Genomic DNA, 18,653 nt, shown 5'->3' with positions numbered 1-18,653 from the left:
ACGCTGCCACAGGTTGCTTTATCTCTTCAAAGTTGAAGCTTTTTCTACTTGTCATTTTAAAGAACTTGATTCGCAATTATTTGTGCCTGTTTATGACAAGTAGTGTATTTATTTTATAATAAGTCTTTAAAGAATCAAGTTTTGCCTCCACGCCCGGCGGGGCGCGTAACTGCAATTCCGATTGCTATCGGAACTGATTTTTGTTCTTCCGTCCTGCGGCCGGCTGGTCCCAATAAGTTTATCGGGACCACCGAACAAAAATAGGCGCCTTTTGCAGTGACTGGTATTATTAGCGGGAGCCTGAAAATGTGGAGGCCAAAATCGGGCGTAAGCAAACCTGTCTGCCGCCAGGCAGGTATTCAGAGATGATTTGCCAAGCAGACTGATGATAATAATTCCCGCCGGAAATAGCCCGCGACAATTTCCGGCTGCCCTTTTTTGCTCCACTTTTTTGGGCAAGCAAAAAAGTGGAAAAGAAAAAGAGCGTATCTGCTTCTGTGAGTTATTCTATAACTTGTCATTTCAAAGAACTTAATTCTCTTTTATTCGTGCCTCAGGCTGACATTACTTTTTGGCCAGCCCCTGCGTTAATCGGTGCGTTGCAGCTACCAGCTTTTTTAAGGTGTTCGCCCATATGCGTTACTTCCCGCACGTCTATCAGGTGTGCAGCCTCCACCAGCTTTACCAGCCGGGTGTAAAACTGCAATGTATTCCGTTCTGTACCGCTGCTTTGAGGGCTAAGCGCGCATTCTGTCATTTCTTCCCAATCCTGTACCCACTGGTGTAGCGGCTGTTTTTTAAAGAATTTTTTAAACACCCGGTACGGATCACAAAATTCATCCTGGGACAAACAACGCGGGAAATCGCTCCAAAAGTTGCATCTGCTGTACCGACTGCAATAATAGCTTTTATCAAAAATGTCGTTTCCGGAAACGGCAACCGGGCTGCCTTTTTCATCCCTAAGCGCATGGGCGGCTTTCAATACAGACCGTACAATTTTCATATCCAGCAGCACATCGCAGGGCGGGTGGCGCTGGTATAGCTTATCCGCCTGCGCATAGTTGATGATCTGTTTAATCTCTGTACGCAAAGTTTCAACGCCCGTGGTATAAAAGGCTTCTGCAAGTACTTGCCGGGGATCGGTGATGCCTCCCCTACTCCAGCACGCTGTTTCAAAAGGATCATAGAGTTCTTTGTTTTTCATAGTCGCTTTTTTAGTGCTCATAATTAAGTTAACAGTCCAAAAGTACTCACTCCAAACGCCCGTAAACAACATACAGGCCATGTAAAATACCGGCCCTGCTTTGTTTTTAACTGCGGTATTTTACGTATCTTTAAATTCATAATTAACGCTTAAATTTGAACCTATGACAAATACACATGCTATGGAAAAAAAGATACATCAGGGACGAAATGTAAAGCGTTTCCGCGAAATGCTGGGCATTAAACAGGAAGCCTTAGCCTATGAGCTGGATAGAGCCTGTCCTGAGCATGTCGAAGAAAGATGGAACCAGCAAAAAATCTCCTTATTGGAGCAAAAAGAAACCATTGACGCTCCCCTACTCCAACAGATATCTGATGCGTTGAAAATACCTGTAGAAGCTTTCCAGAATTTTGATGAAGAGCAGGCGGTGAATGTAATTGCCAATACTTTTACCAACACCGATAGTGCAATTGGTTTTGTTATCAATAACCATAATCCTATTGATAAGATCATCCAACTCCACGAAGAAAAGATTGCGTTGTATGAAAGAATGTTGAAGGAGAAGGATGAGATGATGGCCGAGTTAAAGAAGCTGCTTAATAAATAATTTCTTTTGGGCGTGCCCCCTGCCCTGCCAACGCTGCAGGGCCAACACACGGCCGGGGTCGGGCTACTTTGGGGTACGCTGCGTTTCCGTGCTTTGCACCAGCTCCCTTCGGTCACCGCCCGCCGTATCCCTCACGCGGGGGAAGAGAAAAATAACTATCCTGAGGTAACATTTTGCACCTCAGGTTTAAACGAAAGCACCTATACCGGCTAATTTATTTACATCACACCAAATCAATACAACATGGCAAAAGCAGAACTTCAAACACTCATTGCCGAACAAAAATACTCAACCGTATTTATGTAATACGTGGTCAAAAGGTAATGCTGGACAAAGATCTGGCCGAAATGTACGGTGTAGAGACTAGGCGTTTGAACGAGCAGGTAAAGCGCAACAACAAACGGTTTCCCCAAGACTTTATGTTCACTCTTACCCCAAAGGAGTTTGACAACTTGATATCGCAATTTGCGACATCAAGTTTATCCGCTGGTTGGGGTGGCACGCGCAAGTTACCCCGTGCTTTCACTGAACAAGGTGTAGCGATGCTATCCAGTGTATTGAATAGCGATACGGCTATTGAGGTAAATATTCGCATCATCCGGGTGTTTACCAAACTTAGAGAGTATACACTTACACACAAAGAAATATTGATACAGCTTGCAAAGCTGGAGAAAGAGGTAATCGGCCATAGCAGGGATATTGAAAATATTTTTACGGTACTGAAAGAGCTAATCGAAAAGCAAAGCACCCCCACTCCAAGAAATAAAATAGGGTTTAAAAATTATGATAAAGGGGAAGAATGAAATTGATGGCGAGGTTGATTGGGGGCTTCTATACAGCGCTGCTTTTTTTTGATCCATATACTGCATCAATAAACGGAATCTGTGAACGAAATTTTTGTGAATAGTATTCTTTTTCACAAAAAAGCATTTCACAAATCTGTGAATGTATTATTGTATTTTTTTACGTTCACAAAAAATAATTTACAGCCACGCCAAACAAGGCTGGTATAAAATCCCCTTCGTGCTGCTGACCGGCAGTATGCAATCGTAAATACCGGGCACATCCGGCATTCGGTCGCCTGTACAGGACGGCTCGGGATAGTTGTTCGGGCTACAAAACGTAGCTTTACAGCTTACGCTTTTCGCCATAAATATTAATGATATGAGTATCCGATCCGCTTGTTTCCTGTTGCTTGCTTTCTTTTGCTTCTGTTCTTTTGAGAAAGGACCGCGCATTAAAAAAATCAAAATAACGGCGCCTTTTAAAATGCCTGCTATAAGTGTTCCCGATTTCAGTAAGGCCACAACATTTTCTATTATCGACTTTGGAGCTGTCGAGGGCGATAAAAAGAAAAACTCGGAAGCTATTGCCAGGGCTATTGATAAGGCCAGCAGTATGGGCGGCGGCACTGTTATTATTCCTAAAGGCGAATGGCTTACCGGGAAAGTACATCTGAAAAGTAATGTCAACCTTCATATAGAGAAAGATGCAGTGCTGTTATTTTCAGAAGATCCTGAAGATTATCTGCCCGCCGTTCATTCCACCTGGGAGGGTATGGAATGTTATAATTACTCCCCACTTATCTATGCCTACCAGTGTAAAAATATTGCCATTACCGGCGAAGGCGAGATCAAAGCCCAAATGGATACCTGGAAGCAATGGTTTACAAGGCCCTCCGGGCACATGCAAAGCATTAAACGTTTATATAACCTGGCCTGGGAGCGCTCGCCTGTTGAGCAAAGGCAAATGGTAAATGACACCGCCCATCTTCGTCCGCAGTTCATACAATTCAACCGCTGCGAAAATGTATTGCTGGAAGGTATCAAAATTACCAATAGTCCTTTCTGGACCATCCACCCCTACCTGTGCAAAAATGTGGTGATCAGGAAAGTTCAGGTATATGCACATGGACATAATAATGATGGTGTTGATCCTGAAATGAGCCAGAATGTGCTGATAGAAGACTGTGTGTTTGACCAGGGCGATGATGCCATTGCTATCAAGTCGGGCAGGAACCCGGAGGGCTGGCGTTTAAAAACTCCGTCTAAAAACATTGTTATCCGTAACTGCGTAGTGAAAAATGGTCACCAGCTGGTAGCTATCGGCAGTGAACTATCCGGTGGTATAGAAAATGTTTTTGTAGACAACTGTAAAGTAAATGATGGCGCTAAGCTTATGCACTTGCTGTTCATTAAAACCAACGAGCGTATGGGCGGCTATGTGAAAAATATTTATATGAACAATGTACAATCCGGTAAAATAGACCTGGGCATCTTAGGTATAGAAACAGATGTGCTGTATCAATGGCGTACGCTGGTTCCTACCTATGAAAAAAGGCTTACTCCTATACAAGATGTATTTCTTACCAATATCAGCGCCGCCAATGTTCAATTCATTTCGAGGATCCTGGGGCAGGCAGCATTACCTGTAAAAAATATTTCTTTGCAAAATGTTACTGCGGCTAACGTAACAGGGCAAAATAATATTCATGAAAACGTAACGGGCTTCAGCTCAAAATAAAATGATGCATTTCAAAACCACATTTTTATCCGTCATCATTTCAGTCCTTTTATTCAGTAAAATAAACGCCTCAGGGTTGATTATTGATAAAAAGGACAGCGTACCCGTAAAGGCACAGGTTGGTGCCGCTGCATTGCCCGAAGGAATAGCCCCGATAACCGCACCTTTTACTATGCCGCAGTTACAAAAACCTGTATTCCCGGCACGGAGTATCAGCATCGTTTCCCATGGCGCTAAAGAAGGTGCAAAAGTAACCCAGGCTATACAGCAGTCCATAGATCAGGTGCATCAGCAGGGAGGTGGCACCGTTATCATTCCCAAAGGCAAATGGCATACAGGCCGCATCAGTTTATTAAGCAACGTAAATGTAGAAATTGCCGAAGGTGCCGAGCTATATTTCAGCGGCGAAGTAGAAGACTATCGCCCTGCCGTATTCACCAGGAATGAAGGGATAGAAGTAATGTCGCTTGGGGCCTGCATTTATGCCAACGGCCAAAGAAATATTGCCGTAACGGGTAAAGGAAAATTGATCGGCCCGGCAAAAGGCGGTTCTGTACGCAAACAGATCATGACCCAAGATGTAATAGAAAATGTAGTTTCTTACAAAACACCGGTAGCAGAAAGAGTGTACGAGGGGCATAACGGCGATATCATTTTTCCTCCTATGTTTATCTCTCCTATCAACTGCAGCAATGTGCTCATAGAAGGAATATCACTCGAAAACACGGCATTCTGGAACATTGTACCTGTTTACTGCGATAGTGTTATCATCCGCGGCGTTACGGTTCATTCGGTTGGTATTCCGCGGGGAGATGGCATTGATATCGAATCATCCAAAAACGTATTGATAGAGTATTGCACCCTTAGCACCGGCGATGATGCCTTCACTATTAAAGCAGGCCGTGGCGATGATGGCTTAAGGGTGAACCAACCAACAGAGAATGTAGTGGTAAGGCATTGCCTGGTTGTAGAAGGGCATGGCGGTATTACCTGTGGCAGCGAAACGGCAGCGATGATCAGGAACCTGTATGTACATGATTGTGTTTTCCAGGATGCACGGTCGGCTATAAGGTTTAAAACCCGCAGGCCGCGCGGTGGTGGCGGAGCGCAACTGTACTATGAAAGGATACGGATCAGCGGTTCTAAATATGCTATTGAATGGGATATGCTGGGCAGCGCGCAGCATGTGGGCGATATGGCATCGAGATATCCTCCAAGAGAAACAGATCATTTAACACCGGTGTTCAGGGATATAAAAATGAATAATATTATTGTTGAAAGCGCCGATCAGTTTATTAAAGCAACAGCTATACCCGAAAGCCCGCTGTCCAACGTATGGATAGAAAACGTTTCTTCTACCACACACAAACTGATCGCTGCGGCTGATGTGGATGGATTAACCATTAAAAACGCCCGGTTCATATCTGATAGTGCAGACATCCGTTTATTGGATACAAGGAATATACGTTTTGAACATGTCCGGTTTATGAATTCTCAAAATAAGATCCATACTGATATAAGCGGGCCGTTATCTGCTAATATAAAGTTCATTCAAACCCGGCCTAAAGTACGAAGTAATTTTAAGAAGCAGGCATCACAATAATGAAGGGGTGCATGATATTTTTGGAAGCCTTATATCTCCCGCTGGCGGGAGTACCCGAAGGGGGGGTGGAAAATCCTCCCCGGCCTGCGGCCACCCCCTCAAAGAGGTGGACATTCTCTTCTCACATTATAGTGTTATCCAATACTAATTGTAAAAATGTTATGCACCTAATGAAGAATGGACAACTACCGCCTGCTCTTTATACTTTAAATACTGGAACATGCAAATACAGCGTTTATTCAACCATTAACAATACTGCTAAGTTTTATCAGCATCCAGGTTATGGCACAGCCATGACCAAAGTGAACGGGAAGAATTTTTATGCCGTGGGTAAAAGCTTGCTGGCATGGAAATAATAACTACTCCTTATATTTGCCCGCTTGATAGCTATGGCAACAACGAATACAAAAACATTTTTACTTTTTCAACCTTCGCATTTATTCTCAAAAAAGGAAGTAATATCCATAAGGCAATTAATTAAAACACCCGAAGGCATAACAACCGGGGAGCAGCCCCTCTCCCGTCCCCAGCTCAGGGTATATTTTAAGAACTTCAGCGATGATACCATAAAAGCGCTACTCGCTTTTTCACAGGCTGAGCTGCAAAAAATATCTGCGGCTTTGCACCAGCAAACTAGTTATATTGCCAATAGAGAGGAACAAAATGCAGCTGTAAAAAATGCTTACAGCCGCCATCTTTATAGCCTTACAGGTGCTTTACGAAGACAGCCCGTTAAAGAATGGTATCATTCAGTACAAACAAATGATAAACGTGTACAAAACATCAAATGCAGCTTTTATCATTATCCTGTTGAGCTTATTTTCCGCGCTGCTAAAACTGAAGATCATTTCAGTATAGAAGCCGTGGTTGAAATAGGTAAAGAACAAACAGCTCTCAGCGGGTTCAGGAAATATCATTTTTTATTAGAGCGGGATAATTGCTATTACCAGCTTTCGCCTAAGAGCTATGAAGCGCTGGACTGGCTTGAAACACAGGCTCCTTCACAGGTCTTTGATAATAGGGAAGCATTTGACCAGGCATTACAAAAGCTAAGCCACTGGCAGGTTAAAATAGAACGCCATAATCTTTCGGATGTTGAAGCCATAGAGGTGATGCCACAGGTCCAGGTACTGCTGAGTGAGCTGAGCAATACTTTCCTGAAACTGGAGCCCCAGTTTGTATACGATGGTTTAACTGTAGAAGGCCCTTACGAGCCGGTATCTGAAATTGAATCCGCAGATAAAATCATCCATATCAACAGGAATAAAGAAAAAGAAGAAGAGCTGGTGGGTTTCCTGAGATCTTTGCATGACAAATTCAGTAATCAGAACAATGGCTTTTTCTACCTCACCTTTGCAGAGGCCCAGAAAAAAAGCTGGTTTGTAAAAACCTATCATCTTTTACTGGAAAAAAATATCGACCTGCTGGGCATTGATATGCTTAAACATTTCAGGTACTCGCCACATAAAGCCGAAACCAGTATTACGAAGCAAACGCAGGAAGGTGATTTTGTCTCTATAGAACTCACCGTAAAATTTGGTAAAGAGGCCGTACCACTCAGCAACCTGCAAAAGGCTTTATTAAATAATCAAAAAGCAGTAATGCTGAAAGACGGCAGCCTGGGCGTATTAGGTGAGGAATGGCTGCAACAGTACGGATTAGTACTACGACATGGCAGGATCAGGAAAACGGAGCTGCTGATAGCCAAATGGCTGATGCTGGGCAATGTTACAGAAGATACAGATAGTACACCTGTTATAAGCACCGGTATTACAGCCGCCTGGTTCTCAAAATGGCAACAGTGGGAAAAACAGGAAGAAAGCCTTTACCCTTTACCGGCCGGTCTGCAGGTAAAAGAGCTGCGATCTTACCAACGCACCGGTTACGAATGGCTAAGGCTGCTTGCCGAAATTGGCGCCGGCGGCTGCCTGGCGGATGATATGGGCCTGGGTAAAACATTGCAAACTATCAGCTTTCTTTTATACAAAATAGAAGCCAACCCGCAGGGAAGGCACCTGGTAATAGCTCCCGCAAGCCTGCTGTATAACTGGCTTAAAGAACTGGAAAAATTTGCACCGGGCATACAGGCCATTGTACTTCACGGCTCAAAAAGAGATACCGCTTTGCTCAGCGAAAAAGAGCACCAGGTATTCATTACCAGCTATGGCACGATGCGCCAGGACATACACCTGCTGGAAACCATAGCATGGGAAACTATTGTATTAGATGAAAGTCATCATATTAAAAACCCGGCTGCACAAACCACAAAAGCCGCCTGGCAGCTAACCGCCAAAACCAAAATAGCGCTAAGCGGTACGCCTGTAATGAACAATACCGGCGATCTGCACAGCCAGGTGCACTTTCTCATGCCGGGCCTGTTAGGCACTTCAGAATTTTTTAAGAAGGAATATACCATTCCCATAGAGCAACAGGCTAATAAAGAAAAAGCCGCCGTATTGCAAAAGCTGATACGTCCTTTCCTGTTACGCAGAACCAAAGAGCAGGTGGCTAAAGACTTACCGGAAAGAACAGAAGCGGTGCTGTGGTGTGAAATGGGCGCCGACCAGAGAAACGCCTATGAAAGCATTAAAGAAGAAGTGCGCACCAGTATTTTTACCGAAATAAAAGCCAGCGGACTGAATAAAGGCAAGCTAAGCGTCCTGGCTGGCCTTACCAGGCTCAGGCAGCTCTGTAATAGCTGCGAACTGGTTAAAGATGAAGATCTTTTTACTTACGATAGTGTAAAAACCAAAGTGCTGATTGATGAGCTACAATGTATCATCCCCCAACACCGCGCACTGGTATTCAGCCAGTTTACTTCCATGCTCGATTTGCTGGAACGCGATTTGAACAATGCCGGTATTTCAACACTGAGATTAGACGGGCAAACCCCTGTAGCACGAAGGCAGGAGTTGGTAGCACAGTTTCAGTCTGATGAAGGAAGCAGTACCCCTGTATTTTTAATAAGCCTTAAAGCAGGCAATACCGGCTTAACACTTACAAAGGCTGATTACGTGTTTTTATTTGATCCCTGGTGGAATACTGCTGTTGAAAACCAGGCTATAGACCGGACGCATCGTATTGGACAGAAAAACCAGGTTTTTGCTTACCGTATGATATGCAGGGACAGTATCGAAGAAAAAATCATTAAAATGGCCCGTAACAAAAAACGTTTGGCCGATGACCTTATCACAGCAGAAGAAAGCCTTGTAAAAGGCCTTACGCTGGAGGATATCCAATACCTGCTGGAATAATTTCATGGAATTTACCCTGCAATTTTCTTAAACCACGCTATATATGCATCCACTGCCTTATGCAGCAGCTCTTTTGTTTGATCATTTTTCAAATTTCCCTTTTCATCAAAACATTCATTAATATGGGAAAGGTAGACTTCAGGCTGCTGCATAACCGGTACGTTCAGAAAAACGAGACATTGCCTTAAATGGTGATTGGCTCCAAAACCTCCCAAATTTCCGGGGGAATTGCTAAAAACAGCGCCAGGCTTGCCATTCCAGACGCTTTTGCCGTAAGGCCTTGAAGCAATATCTATTGCATTTTTGAGTACAGCAGGCATTGACCGGTTATGTTCAGGAGTGATAAATATAATACCATCCAGGTCTTTTATTATATTTCTGAATGCCACATACGGTTCGGGAACAATATCATTGTCATCAAAATCCTGGTTGTAAACCGGCAGGTTGTCAAGAGCAATAAATTGAAACTCAAATCCTTCAGGAGCCATAGATAATAAGGCTTTTCCTACTTTTTTTGAAAAAGATTCTTTGCGCAGGCTTCCGGCAATAATACCAATCACTTTATTCATAATTACTGGTTTTAAAAGTTTTTATAATGATATCCAGGTATTTGGTATCAATATGCAGGCCAAAATCTGTTCCCCACACTTTTACGTATTATAAATTATCAAAACTTGTTATAGCAGTTTTTATGGGCCGGTGCTTCTTTGTTTCCGGATCACATTCGCAACTTCGACATAAGCGTCCACCAGAACTGCAGGTACACGACCTTGTACGATAATTAATAATCTTAATAAATGTTTCACCGAGTCTTCTGCACTCATCGAGAAAAAAGAATTGTTTACATCAACCCACGCCCCCATGCCAGGCGCCCATTTTTCGGCGGTGCCTGAAACTTTATTCACTGTAATATTACGCATATAAACCGACCACATCATAGGGTTAAAGCGATCCCACATGCCTGCCATCTTAGCCTTATCGGCTGCCACCGGCGCGTTCAGGTAAGGATCTGGACCCGGATCAGTTAGTCCCACAAAAGAAGCTATTTGATGGGTATCTTCAGCAGCAAAGCCATCATCTGCATGCCAACCAGAAGCACGACCAATATTTCTATCCATGGCGGTATAAATAAGACTGGTATCGAAGTCTGCATTTAACAACCACTGTTCCAGTGCCGATAAAGCTCTTGCAGCATGTGTTTGTTCGCCGGGAAGCAGGGAAGAAAGGTTATCTGCTGCCGGCAAGGGAAGGGCCGTAACACCGGCCAGCCGCAACACCAGGAGCACATAGCTATCGGTATTTGTAAGCGCCTGCGAACCCGTGAGGTTTTGGATCAACCGGGTAGTTGAATAAGCGGTATCAACTGTAGCCAGTCCGGAAGTTGCATGCAGCGACTCGTGCACAAGCGTCTGTGCACTTTCACTGGTATTGGTACCGGATAAAAAATCCGGGCAAAGCGTCATCATAGACGAAGAGCCTGTACCCCGGTTATAGGCCGGTCTGCTACAGCCACCGTCACAGGTATTATGGCAGCGATGCTGCAGGGGCAATGCTGCTACCTGCCCCAGTAAATTGCGCAGGTGGCCTTCCACAACAGTTATAGGCACACCTGGAAATAACAGGGATGCTTGAGCAGTTGCCGTTGGCGTTGCAGCTGCCACCTGGGCATGTGCGATGGCTACCCATGACAGGGCCAACGGGAAAGCGCCTGCAAATGCACCGCCGCAAGGCTCTGTTTCCGGGGTGGGATTAGCAGTTGTAACAGCGCAGGGAGGTGCCGTAGTAGGCATAATACCCGTAGGCGGTATCACAGTAGGGGTAGCTATTACTTCCACATTACGGGAGCGGCGGTAGTCCATATTGCCGCTTGAAACAGCAGGTTGCGGGTTGGGCGACCGGACACCGGTATGGCCTAACCGCCCCAAGACCCTGTCCACACCCGAAATACGGGTATTCACAATTGTTGCATTCGTGGCAGGATCGCCTTCTTCACTGGCCGAACCTGTTAAGGTAATATTCGTTCCTCTGAACAGGCCTGCAATGCTACTTAATTTATACCACTCGGAAGATGGAATCATGGCACTGTCTTTCTCATAGAAGATCGTTTCCGGATAATCTGCTCTTTCCGAAAAAAGTCCTTCGATCTCAAAGCCGGCAGGTGTTTTGCGTTGCAGCGATTCTTTTGAAGCAGCGCTTCCTCCCTGCTGCACAACATGCGTTAGCTCGTGCGCCATCAATTTTTTCCCGTCAGCCGATCCGGCATTATAATATCCATCGTTAAATACAATATGCTCGCCAACAGTATAGGCTTTTGCATTTACTTCCCTGGCTGATGCAGCAGCTTCCTTGCCGGTATGGATCTTTACATTTGAAAAATCATAGCCCATCTTTTCAGAAAAGAACTGGTTGGATTCGGCAGAAAGTGAATGCCCCTTACCATTTAATGAATGAATATAGTTACTTATACCGGGCGCAATACCAGTAGTATTGCCTGCTTCTTTCTTTTGAAGCTTTTCGTCTTCTTTCTCCTGTGCCCGTTGCAGCTTTTTTTCATCTTCCTTTTTTTCAGACTGCCTTTGCAGCTTTTCCTCCTCTTTGCATTTTTCACATTTATGTTGAATAACAGGCGCTGCCTGAAAGAAGGTACTTCGTGATGTTATACCAAAAAAGGGTTGCTCAGGCCCGCGTTCTTTACCGGCCTGTGCTACATCGTGTGTGGATCGGCGCCGGATACGGCGATAAATACTACGCTTCATACTTCAAAGATTTAAATTCGGGCTCATTTTAATGTATTCTCTAATTTTTCAGTAATGGCATGAAATTTCTGATAAACTTCCAGGATATCCCTGCCAGGATTTTCAGAAGTTCTGATGCCTGCTTTTTTGGCTAATAATATACTAAACCGCTTTTTATCAGTTTCCTGATCAAAGGTCTGCTGATAAAGATCTTTAAATAAGATTGCCGGGTCAGAATTGTTGTCCATTGACAATGTAAAACGCTCACAGGCTTTTATAATATCATAGATAGCGCCTGTTCCGTAAGACAGCAGCTCAAAAAACTGGCGCAGGTTACGGGCAAAAATTGCATTAGGACTGCCTTCGCTATCGATCCAGGCAATAGGTGCTGCCTCCGTATCCTCACTTGTTTCTTTCCAGTAACAGAACAGACAACCTGCCTTGTTTTTACCGAAAGCGACAAGATGGCTTTTGACTTCTGCTGTACTATCAGATATAAAGCCCGGTTGATCATCAAAAACGAAATCCACCGGATTTGAGTCAAATGCCTTCAGTATTTCCATAAATATATCTTTCATCTTACTCAATTTACGAGGTTGTCCATAGGCTGTACGGCCATCTGTCTTTCTCCGCTAACAATTGCCTGCTTTATTTCATTACCTAATGTATCTCTGTCAGGATCTGATAATCCCAGGCTATTAATATCGGCCCATACGGGATCGGGAGAAGATCCGCCGAAAGGCCGGTTTGCGACCTGTGTGAGCCTTGATACATCTGCCGCCAGCTCCGCTTTTAAGATATTCACTATTCTTCTCCGCTTGTTCAGATCGGTGTCGGTTGATGCAGCAACAACATCAATATCATTTCTGACTCTTGCCAGGTTAGCGGCACTGCCAGGTGCGCTTCCGTGTGTGCGGCCAGCTCTGTGCCGATTCAAATGCAGGTTGATAGCTCTTCCCAGGCCTGAACGGTTGGCTGCCCTGTTCCGTAAATTTAACACACCCGGCTGGTTAAAGCAGCTCTTCGCTGCTGCATGTTCAAGAATCGAATTCTGCGGCTGATGATCTGCTTCCAGATCGTCACCGGTAGCTTCAGGCATAGAACTGTACTGTCCTGTCATACCCTCTAAAGCATAGCGCTGTCTTACTCCTGACAGATCTGTTGAAGAGCCAAGCACACGTTTCACAATTTCAGAGAGCGACATATTCTGGCGGCCCAGGCGCTGTAATAATGGCTCCCTTTCGTTTTCTGGTCTGCCGCTATCTTCACTTTGCTTAATTTCATTCATAAGAGGTAATACATTTGTATTATAAAAATTACGGGCCTCCGTTACAGCATCTCTTTGTCTTGCAGTAATGCCAGGCCGGGTTTCCCAATAGGTCAGGAATCTTAATATCGGAGAAGGATCGCTGGCTACGATCAACACAGGCTGACCTCCTCTCTGTTCTATATAAATACGATGCGCCTCACCTGATTCCGAAGTAAAAGATTGGTCCGCATTTCGCCATGGTGTTAAGGCATTTACGATCGCATCCCTCGCGCTCCTTCCCATTGCCATTACCCTATCCAGCAGGTTCATACCCGTATCTACCGCCCGGTTCACCAGCCAGGTAAGCGCTTCATCTACTTTTTCCCGCACTACTTCTATCATTTCTCCTACCCTCCTGCCAATACCGCTTAAACCCACCTGGTTGGCCAGGAACCCGATCACGATCGGCATAGCCCTGCCCATGGTTCTTTCGAGATAATTGGCCGCTGTTGTTACATTGCCTTCTGCAATATCCGCCACACCATTCACAAAACTATTCACCACTTCCAGCATCTCCCGCAGGTACCGGATAAAGCTCTGGATGGCACTGTAGACAGCAATGGCGCTATTGATAACTGCCATGATACCGGTAGGATCGAGCATACTCAGCAATCGTGTAACCATCCGGTTAATGATCTGCTCCATTACCCAGTTCTTTACAGCGCTGAGTATGGTTTCCCAAAGATTGCTCAGCTGCTCCTGTATGCGCTCCCATATTGCAGCCATACCGCGCTCCTGAACGTCTTTAATAAAGGTCCAGATACCTTCCAGCGTGTTAATCATACTCCTGATACGGGCTACCCGCTGTGGCCCTATTCTTGGGTGAGCGGCCAGCTTTTCCCATATTTTTTCCATGCTGATGCCCAGCACATCCAGTACCCATCCTATTACACCCCGCAGTGTGAAATCTGTCAGTTCCGGCACCCCGGCATCCCTCAGCTCACTCATCAGCCAGCCCGTAAGTCCCTGCAACAAGTGTTGCGCAATATTTCCAAAAAACTGTATGAAGCCCTGCTTAATAGCACGCAGCAGGTTTTTCAGGAAGCCGATCGGGTCGCGTTTGATGCTCTCAAATGCAGCCATTGCCCGGGCAATAATGTTACCGATAAGATCAAACGGGAAATTCATGATCTCAAGAATGACGCGCACTACGATCTTCACTATCTCTGCTACAAATGCGATCAGCCTTCCTATAGGCTCTCCAAACCGGTCGATAATTCGCTGAAATGCTTCTACCGGGTGCACCAGGTCGTTCAGGCTAAAGGAATTCCAGAGACTGGTAAAGAGCTGCACGATATAAGCCGGTGTCATATTCAGCCTTGCTACTGCTGTATTAATTTGCTGGGTAGCCCTGCCGATAGCGCCACTTTGCTCCATTTGCTGGTACTGTTCTTCTCCTCCTTCCATGAGGCTCATAAAACCCCGGATGATATTGGGTATGGTACGGGGCACGCGTTCATTGGTAAACGGATCCCGGCCAATTAAAACCGTTACCAGCGTGTAGCCTCTTACCGTAGCAGCCCATGCAGAAAGGCGCCGCATTAATACCTCTTTAATCAATTGCAGGATAACGGCGGCCGTATCTCTTACAAAATTCCATACCTGTGTAACCGGGTCTGCAAAAGTGTCGTAGATCCTGTTAAAGGTACCCACAGGATCCATCAGGCTTTCAATAGATACAACATCCCAGATCAGGCCTATATTATTCCTGACCGTTTCGTACAGGTTACCAAACACCACAATGCCACGGTCGATCCAGTCCGAAACTTTAGTAAAAGTGCCTGTTTCCTGCATCTGGGTGCGCTGCATTCTGCCCTCTTCCCCGCCCAGCTCAAGTATGGCGTTAAGCATATTGGCGCCGTTTCGCAAAACCCGGGCTTCCGTTATCGGGTCTTTTTCCAGGATGACCGTTAAAAGAGGATAGGCAGTTGTGTGATCGCGCACAAAATTCACTAACTGTGTTAGCAGGAAACGCTTCACCATTTCGAGCAGCTCATGGGCTACTTCTACGGCAAAACCAATAACACTTTGAATGAACCCGTGAATGATGTTCCCGATATTTTCAAAGATCTGTGTCGGGTTGGCTAATGCGCCCAGTGTAATGCCATTCCAGAACTGGTCAATACGCTGCGATATATTGCTTACCAATGATATAACGCGCGCTATCTGTGTATCGATCCAGGCGGCTGCTTCATCAAGCGCACCCAGTTCATTGAGCTTTTGATGCAGGAGCCTGCCACCGGGCATAATATCAAAAGCCGCTTCAATAAAGTTCTTGCCATTGCGGTCTACAAATTCTCCTGTGACCGGATCTTCATTGAGTACTACCCGTAAGGCCCTGTAACCGGGTATGGCCATTGCAAAATCCCTGGCTTCGCCGAGCAACAGCCGCTTTCCAGCCTCCAGTCCTTCTGCCACATAATCAATCGCGCTATTTACATAAGACAATGCACTGTCGAACCAGCCACATTGAATTTTACTTCCCTGGCCCAGGCTGATCGCAGGAGGCCCCCTGCCCTGTTCGCTGATGGCTTTGGCATCTATTTTATGTTCACAGCCGCATGCGGCGCCAGTTTTAGTTTCTGTTTTAGCCGAAACCGTAGTTTCTTCCTTTTCCTGCTCCTGCAACAGGGTGTCTGCCTTTCTGTCGAGTGCCGGAACAAGCGTTTTTTGCTGTGTAGCAATGGCAGTGCCCGTATACTTTTCATCCTCCTCTTTCTTTTCCTCTTCCTGGCGCTGAATGGCCGGTGGATCCATGGTTGTGTGCGGTCCGCCGGACAGGGAGCCCCGGGCATTCACCTGCCAGCTGCTGAGTTCGGGTTTAACCTGCACGGCAGCTTCATCGTTGGTAGTGTTTTTTTCCGCAGGGTTTTGCCCTTCTTCTTCAAAACTTTCATCAGCTTGGCGGTTTACATGAAATAGCTCACGGCGTAATTCACGCAACGTTTTTGGCTTTTCTTCAGCGGATCTTTCTCCCTGACCAAGACTTCCCTCCATGATCTGAAGCGGATCAAAAAAGGCCGTCCAGTCGCTTACAGGATGTTCAATAGTTTGTACCTGTCCTCCCAGGTTATCTTCTCCTGCTGTATTTCCGTTTACGGTCTTTATCATACCGCCTGCCGCGGATTCTACAATAGCAAAATGTGAATAAGCATTGCGGTAAGCAATATCTCCCGGTAATGGCATCACTCCGGGCGGACGAGCTGCCTCAGGTTTTATCATACGCTCACCCAACTTCCATTTAGGCATAGGCACCCCGCTTTTATTAAGCGCCCAGAATACGAATATGCCGCACCAACTGGGCATGGCATCTCTTTCGCCAATAGTAGTTTTAGGAATAGCATTGCGATCGGTAGCCGTTGTTTTGTCTACGATAAGGCTGCCGGCCTGCATCCGCTTCTTTTTAATATCCTGCTCTGCTACAGCACCTTTAACAGAAGCTCCGGATCCGGAAACGATCTTTTCAGCGCCAAATGTTGTTTTAAAAATTTCAACAAGGTGTTCCCAGCCGGTGCGGTTTCCATCGGGCTGTGGTTTGTTAGCGTCAATTTTTCCTTCAACTGTTTTGGCTTTTTCCACAGCATGGGTTAGCTGCTCAGGAACGCCACCCGTGCTTCTTTGTATGATATTTTTCCTGGCAACAGATGGGTTAGCAACAGATGCTGTGGCATGGGGACGACTCGCCCCCTGCTGAATGGTATGGGTAAGCTCATGTGCCAGCAAAACATCCCCTGCAGCAGTGCCAGGGGCATATTTACCGCTGTTAAAATAAATATCGTTGCCGTGCGCAAATGCCTGTGCCTGTATAGAACGGCTTAAGCTTTCGGCCTGGGTGCCGGTATGAATACGCACCCCGCTGAAGTCGGCACCGAAACGGTTTTCCATAAATTGCCGGGAGGATGCCGACATAGCGCTTCCCCCTCCTTTTGATGAAGACAATGATTGCTCAAAGTTCATCAACCCAGTGGGGGGCCCTCTTCCGTTTCGCTGGATGTGCCCGTTTGGAAGGACGGCACCATTGTATGCCTTTCTTGAAATATCTACCGGCACCTCTCCTTCCTCTGCATTACAGGCTTCACAACTATTTACTTGTGGCTCCATCTGCCTGAAAAGCATCACCTGTAAGGATTCTTCTGCTGTATCTTCTTTCCGGTTTAGTGTAACGGTGGGATATGAAAGAACCGGCATTTCAGCGCCTTCCTCCGGCTCCCGCTGTAACAATTCTTCTTTCTTTTCATCGGACCCTGATACAACAGGATCGCTCATCCGCATTACCTGGTCAGCAACAGCATCGGCCTCTTTTTCCTGCGGATCATCGGGACTGCTTACTGTAAGCTTTGCCTGAACCGGAGCGTTGAAGAATACCGGATTTTCTTTAGCACCAAAAAAACTTTCCTCCCCCGCTTTTCGAAAGAAAGCCGGTTGTGCAGCTTTTTGCTGAACTGCGGAGGAATGGTTTGTTTTTTCGGCGGTGGTGAACACTCAGGATAAATTAAATAAGCAATGCTCAATATTCAATGTTCAATATTCAAGTCCATGGACCATCGTCTATCGTCTAAGTACTAAATACTCAATACTTAAAACTATACCCTGCCAAGCAGGCTGCTGTGTACCCATCCTTCAGGTTCTGATATACCTGTTACCGGTTGAGCCAGCTTTACATGAAACCAGTCCATCACATTGTCAATAAACTCTACCTTAACATCCTTCTTTAATTTGCCTACAATATCATAATCAAGTCCCGGGCCGGTTCTGAACCGCACCCCATCGCCGGTGGTTTTAAACATGGCCGCATGATCTTCCTGCCGGCCCATTACCCTTGACTTAAATGAAGCCATTGGAAAAGCCGGTCCCGGATCTTCTTTTCTGCCAGGCGCAATATCATCATGGCCTAAAATATCTTTTAATTTATAATGGCTGTAGATGGCTAGGCTGGCTTTGATACAGGCTTCGATTTGTACCGGTGTAAAAATATGCCAGCCCGATTCTGTATCCTGGTTCTTATGTTTTGCTACGATCACTTTTGAGTCGGGGTACTCAACACCAAACCAGGAAACCCATTTATTTCCTACCCGTTTAAGTTTGCCGGGATTATCCAGTTCTATACCTATGGAGTAGCTGTTAAGTCCCGATAAACCGGCCCAGCTGCTCACACCGGCATGATAGGCTTTCTTATTAAAAGGTACCATCTGTGTTATCTTTCCATCGAGCCCGATAACCAAATGTGCAGAAGCATTCGCGCCAGGATTTTTAAACCAGTTGATACTTGACTGGGCACTTGCACCTGCCGTGTAGTGAATAATTAAATAAGCAGGTGTGATAGTTCCCGACTGGTTGGGCGAATTGACAAAGCTAACAGGAGCTTCGTCATTCTCTGCTACAAGTTTGTGTTGGCTGATTTGCATAATATTTGTTTTT

General features: G+C 45.6%; 12 protein-coding genes. 6 read left to right on the top strand and 6 right to left on the bottom strand.

Features of this window, described 5'->3' with window-relative positions; all coding sequences use genetic code 11:
• Positions 1 to 553 precede the first annotated feature (553 nt).
• Complete coding sequence (locus tag ACYVBM_RS11085; RefSeq protein WP_460685722.1) at positions 554 to 1,204, bottom strand: hypothetical protein; 651 nt, start codon at positions 1,202 to 1,204, stop codon at positions 554 to 556.
• Between the two features lie 163 nt (positions 1,205 to 1,367).
• Here ACYVBM_RS11085 and ACYVBM_RS11080 point away from each other — a divergent pair, with 163 nt between their 5' ends.
• From ACYVBM_RS11080 to ACYVBM_RS11055, 6 genes are all read left to right on the top strand, one after another.
• Positions 1,368 to 1,811, top strand: a complete 444-nt coding sequence (locus ACYVBM_RS11080; protein ID WP_460685721.1) for a helix-turn-helix domain-containing protein — start codon at positions 1,368 to 1,370, stop codon at positions 1,809 to 1,811.
• Positions 1,812 to 2,134: 323 nt separating this feature from the next.
• Complete coding sequence (locus ACYVBM_RS11075) at positions 2,135 to 2,614, top strand: ORF6N domain-containing protein (protein WP_460685720.1); 480 nt, start codon at positions 2,135 to 2,137, stop codon at positions 2,612 to 2,614.
• A 361-nt stretch (positions 2,615 to 2,975) separates the two neighbouring features.
• Positions 2,976 to 4,334 carry a glycoside hydrolase family 28 protein gene (locus tag ACYVBM_RS11070; protein ID WP_460685719.1) on the top strand — a complete coding sequence of 453 codons (1,359 nt, stop codon included), beginning with the start codon at positions 2,976 to 2,978 and terminating at the stop codon, positions 4,332 to 4,334.
• Between the two features lies 1 nt (position 4,335).
• A complete protein-coding gene (locus ACYVBM_RS11065; RefSeq protein WP_460685718.1) occupies positions 4,336 to 5,937 on the top strand; it encodes a glycoside hydrolase family 28 protein in 1,602 nt (533 codons plus the stop codon).
• An 11-nt stretch (positions 5,938 to 5,948) separates the two neighbouring features.
• Complete coding sequence (locus tag ACYVBM_RS11060; RefSeq protein ID WP_460685717.1) at positions 5,949 to 6,293, top strand: hypothetical protein; 345 nt, start codon at positions 5,949 to 5,951, stop codon at positions 6,291 to 6,293.
• Between the two features lie 33 nt (positions 6,294 to 6,326).
• Complete coding sequence (locus tag ACYVBM_RS11055) at positions 6,327 to 9,191, top strand: DEAD/DEAH box helicase (RefSeq protein WP_460685716.1); 2,865 nt, start codon at positions 6,327 to 6,329, stop codon at positions 9,189 to 9,191.
• Between the two features lie 11 nt (positions 9,192 to 9,202).
• Here ACYVBM_RS11055 and ACYVBM_RS11050 read toward each other — a convergent pair whose 3' ends face one another.
• From ACYVBM_RS11050 to ACYVBM_RS11030, 5 genes are all read right to left on the bottom strand, one after another.
• Positions 9,203 to 9,760: an NADPH-dependent FMN reductase gene (locus ACYVBM_RS11050; protein WP_460685715.1), complete on the bottom strand. Its 558-nt coding sequence runs from the start codon at positions 9,758 to 9,760 to the stop codon at positions 9,203 to 9,205.
• A gap of 120 nt (positions 9,761 to 9,880) precedes the next feature.
• Positions 9,881 to 11,947 carry an eCIS core domain-containing M35 family metalloendopeptidase gene (locus tag ACYVBM_RS11045; RefSeq protein WP_460685714.1) on the bottom strand — a complete coding sequence of 689 codons (2,067 nt, stop codon included), beginning with the start codon at positions 11,945 to 11,947 and terminating at the stop codon, positions 9,881 to 9,883.
• A gap of 23 nt (positions 11,948 to 11,970) precedes the next feature.
• Positions 11,971 to 12,504, bottom strand: a complete 534-nt coding sequence (locus tag ACYVBM_RS11040) for a hypothetical protein (RefSeq protein ID WP_460685713.1) — start codon at positions 12,502 to 12,504, stop codon at positions 11,971 to 11,973.
• Between the two features lie 5 nt (positions 12,505 to 12,509).
• Positions 12,510 to 17,717: an eCIS core domain-containing protein gene (locus ACYVBM_RS11035; RefSeq protein WP_460685712.1), complete on the bottom strand. Its 5,208-nt coding sequence runs from the start codon at positions 17,715 to 17,717 to the stop codon at positions 12,510 to 12,512.
• A gap of 101 nt (positions 17,718 to 17,818) precedes the next feature.
• Positions 17,819 to 18,640 carry an N-acetylmuramoyl-L-alanine amidase gene (locus tag ACYVBM_RS11030; protein WP_460685711.1) on the bottom strand — a complete coding sequence of 274 codons (822 nt, stop codon included), beginning with the start codon at positions 18,638 to 18,640 and terminating at the stop codon, positions 17,819 to 17,821.
• Between the last annotated feature and the right edge of the window lie 13 nt (positions 18,641 to 18,653).

The sequence above is a fragment of the Niabella aquatica genome (genome assembly GCF_054779315.1).
The sequence above is the reverse complement of the archived record's forward strand: the minus strand, read 5'-3'. Positions and strand labels throughout refer to the sequence as shown.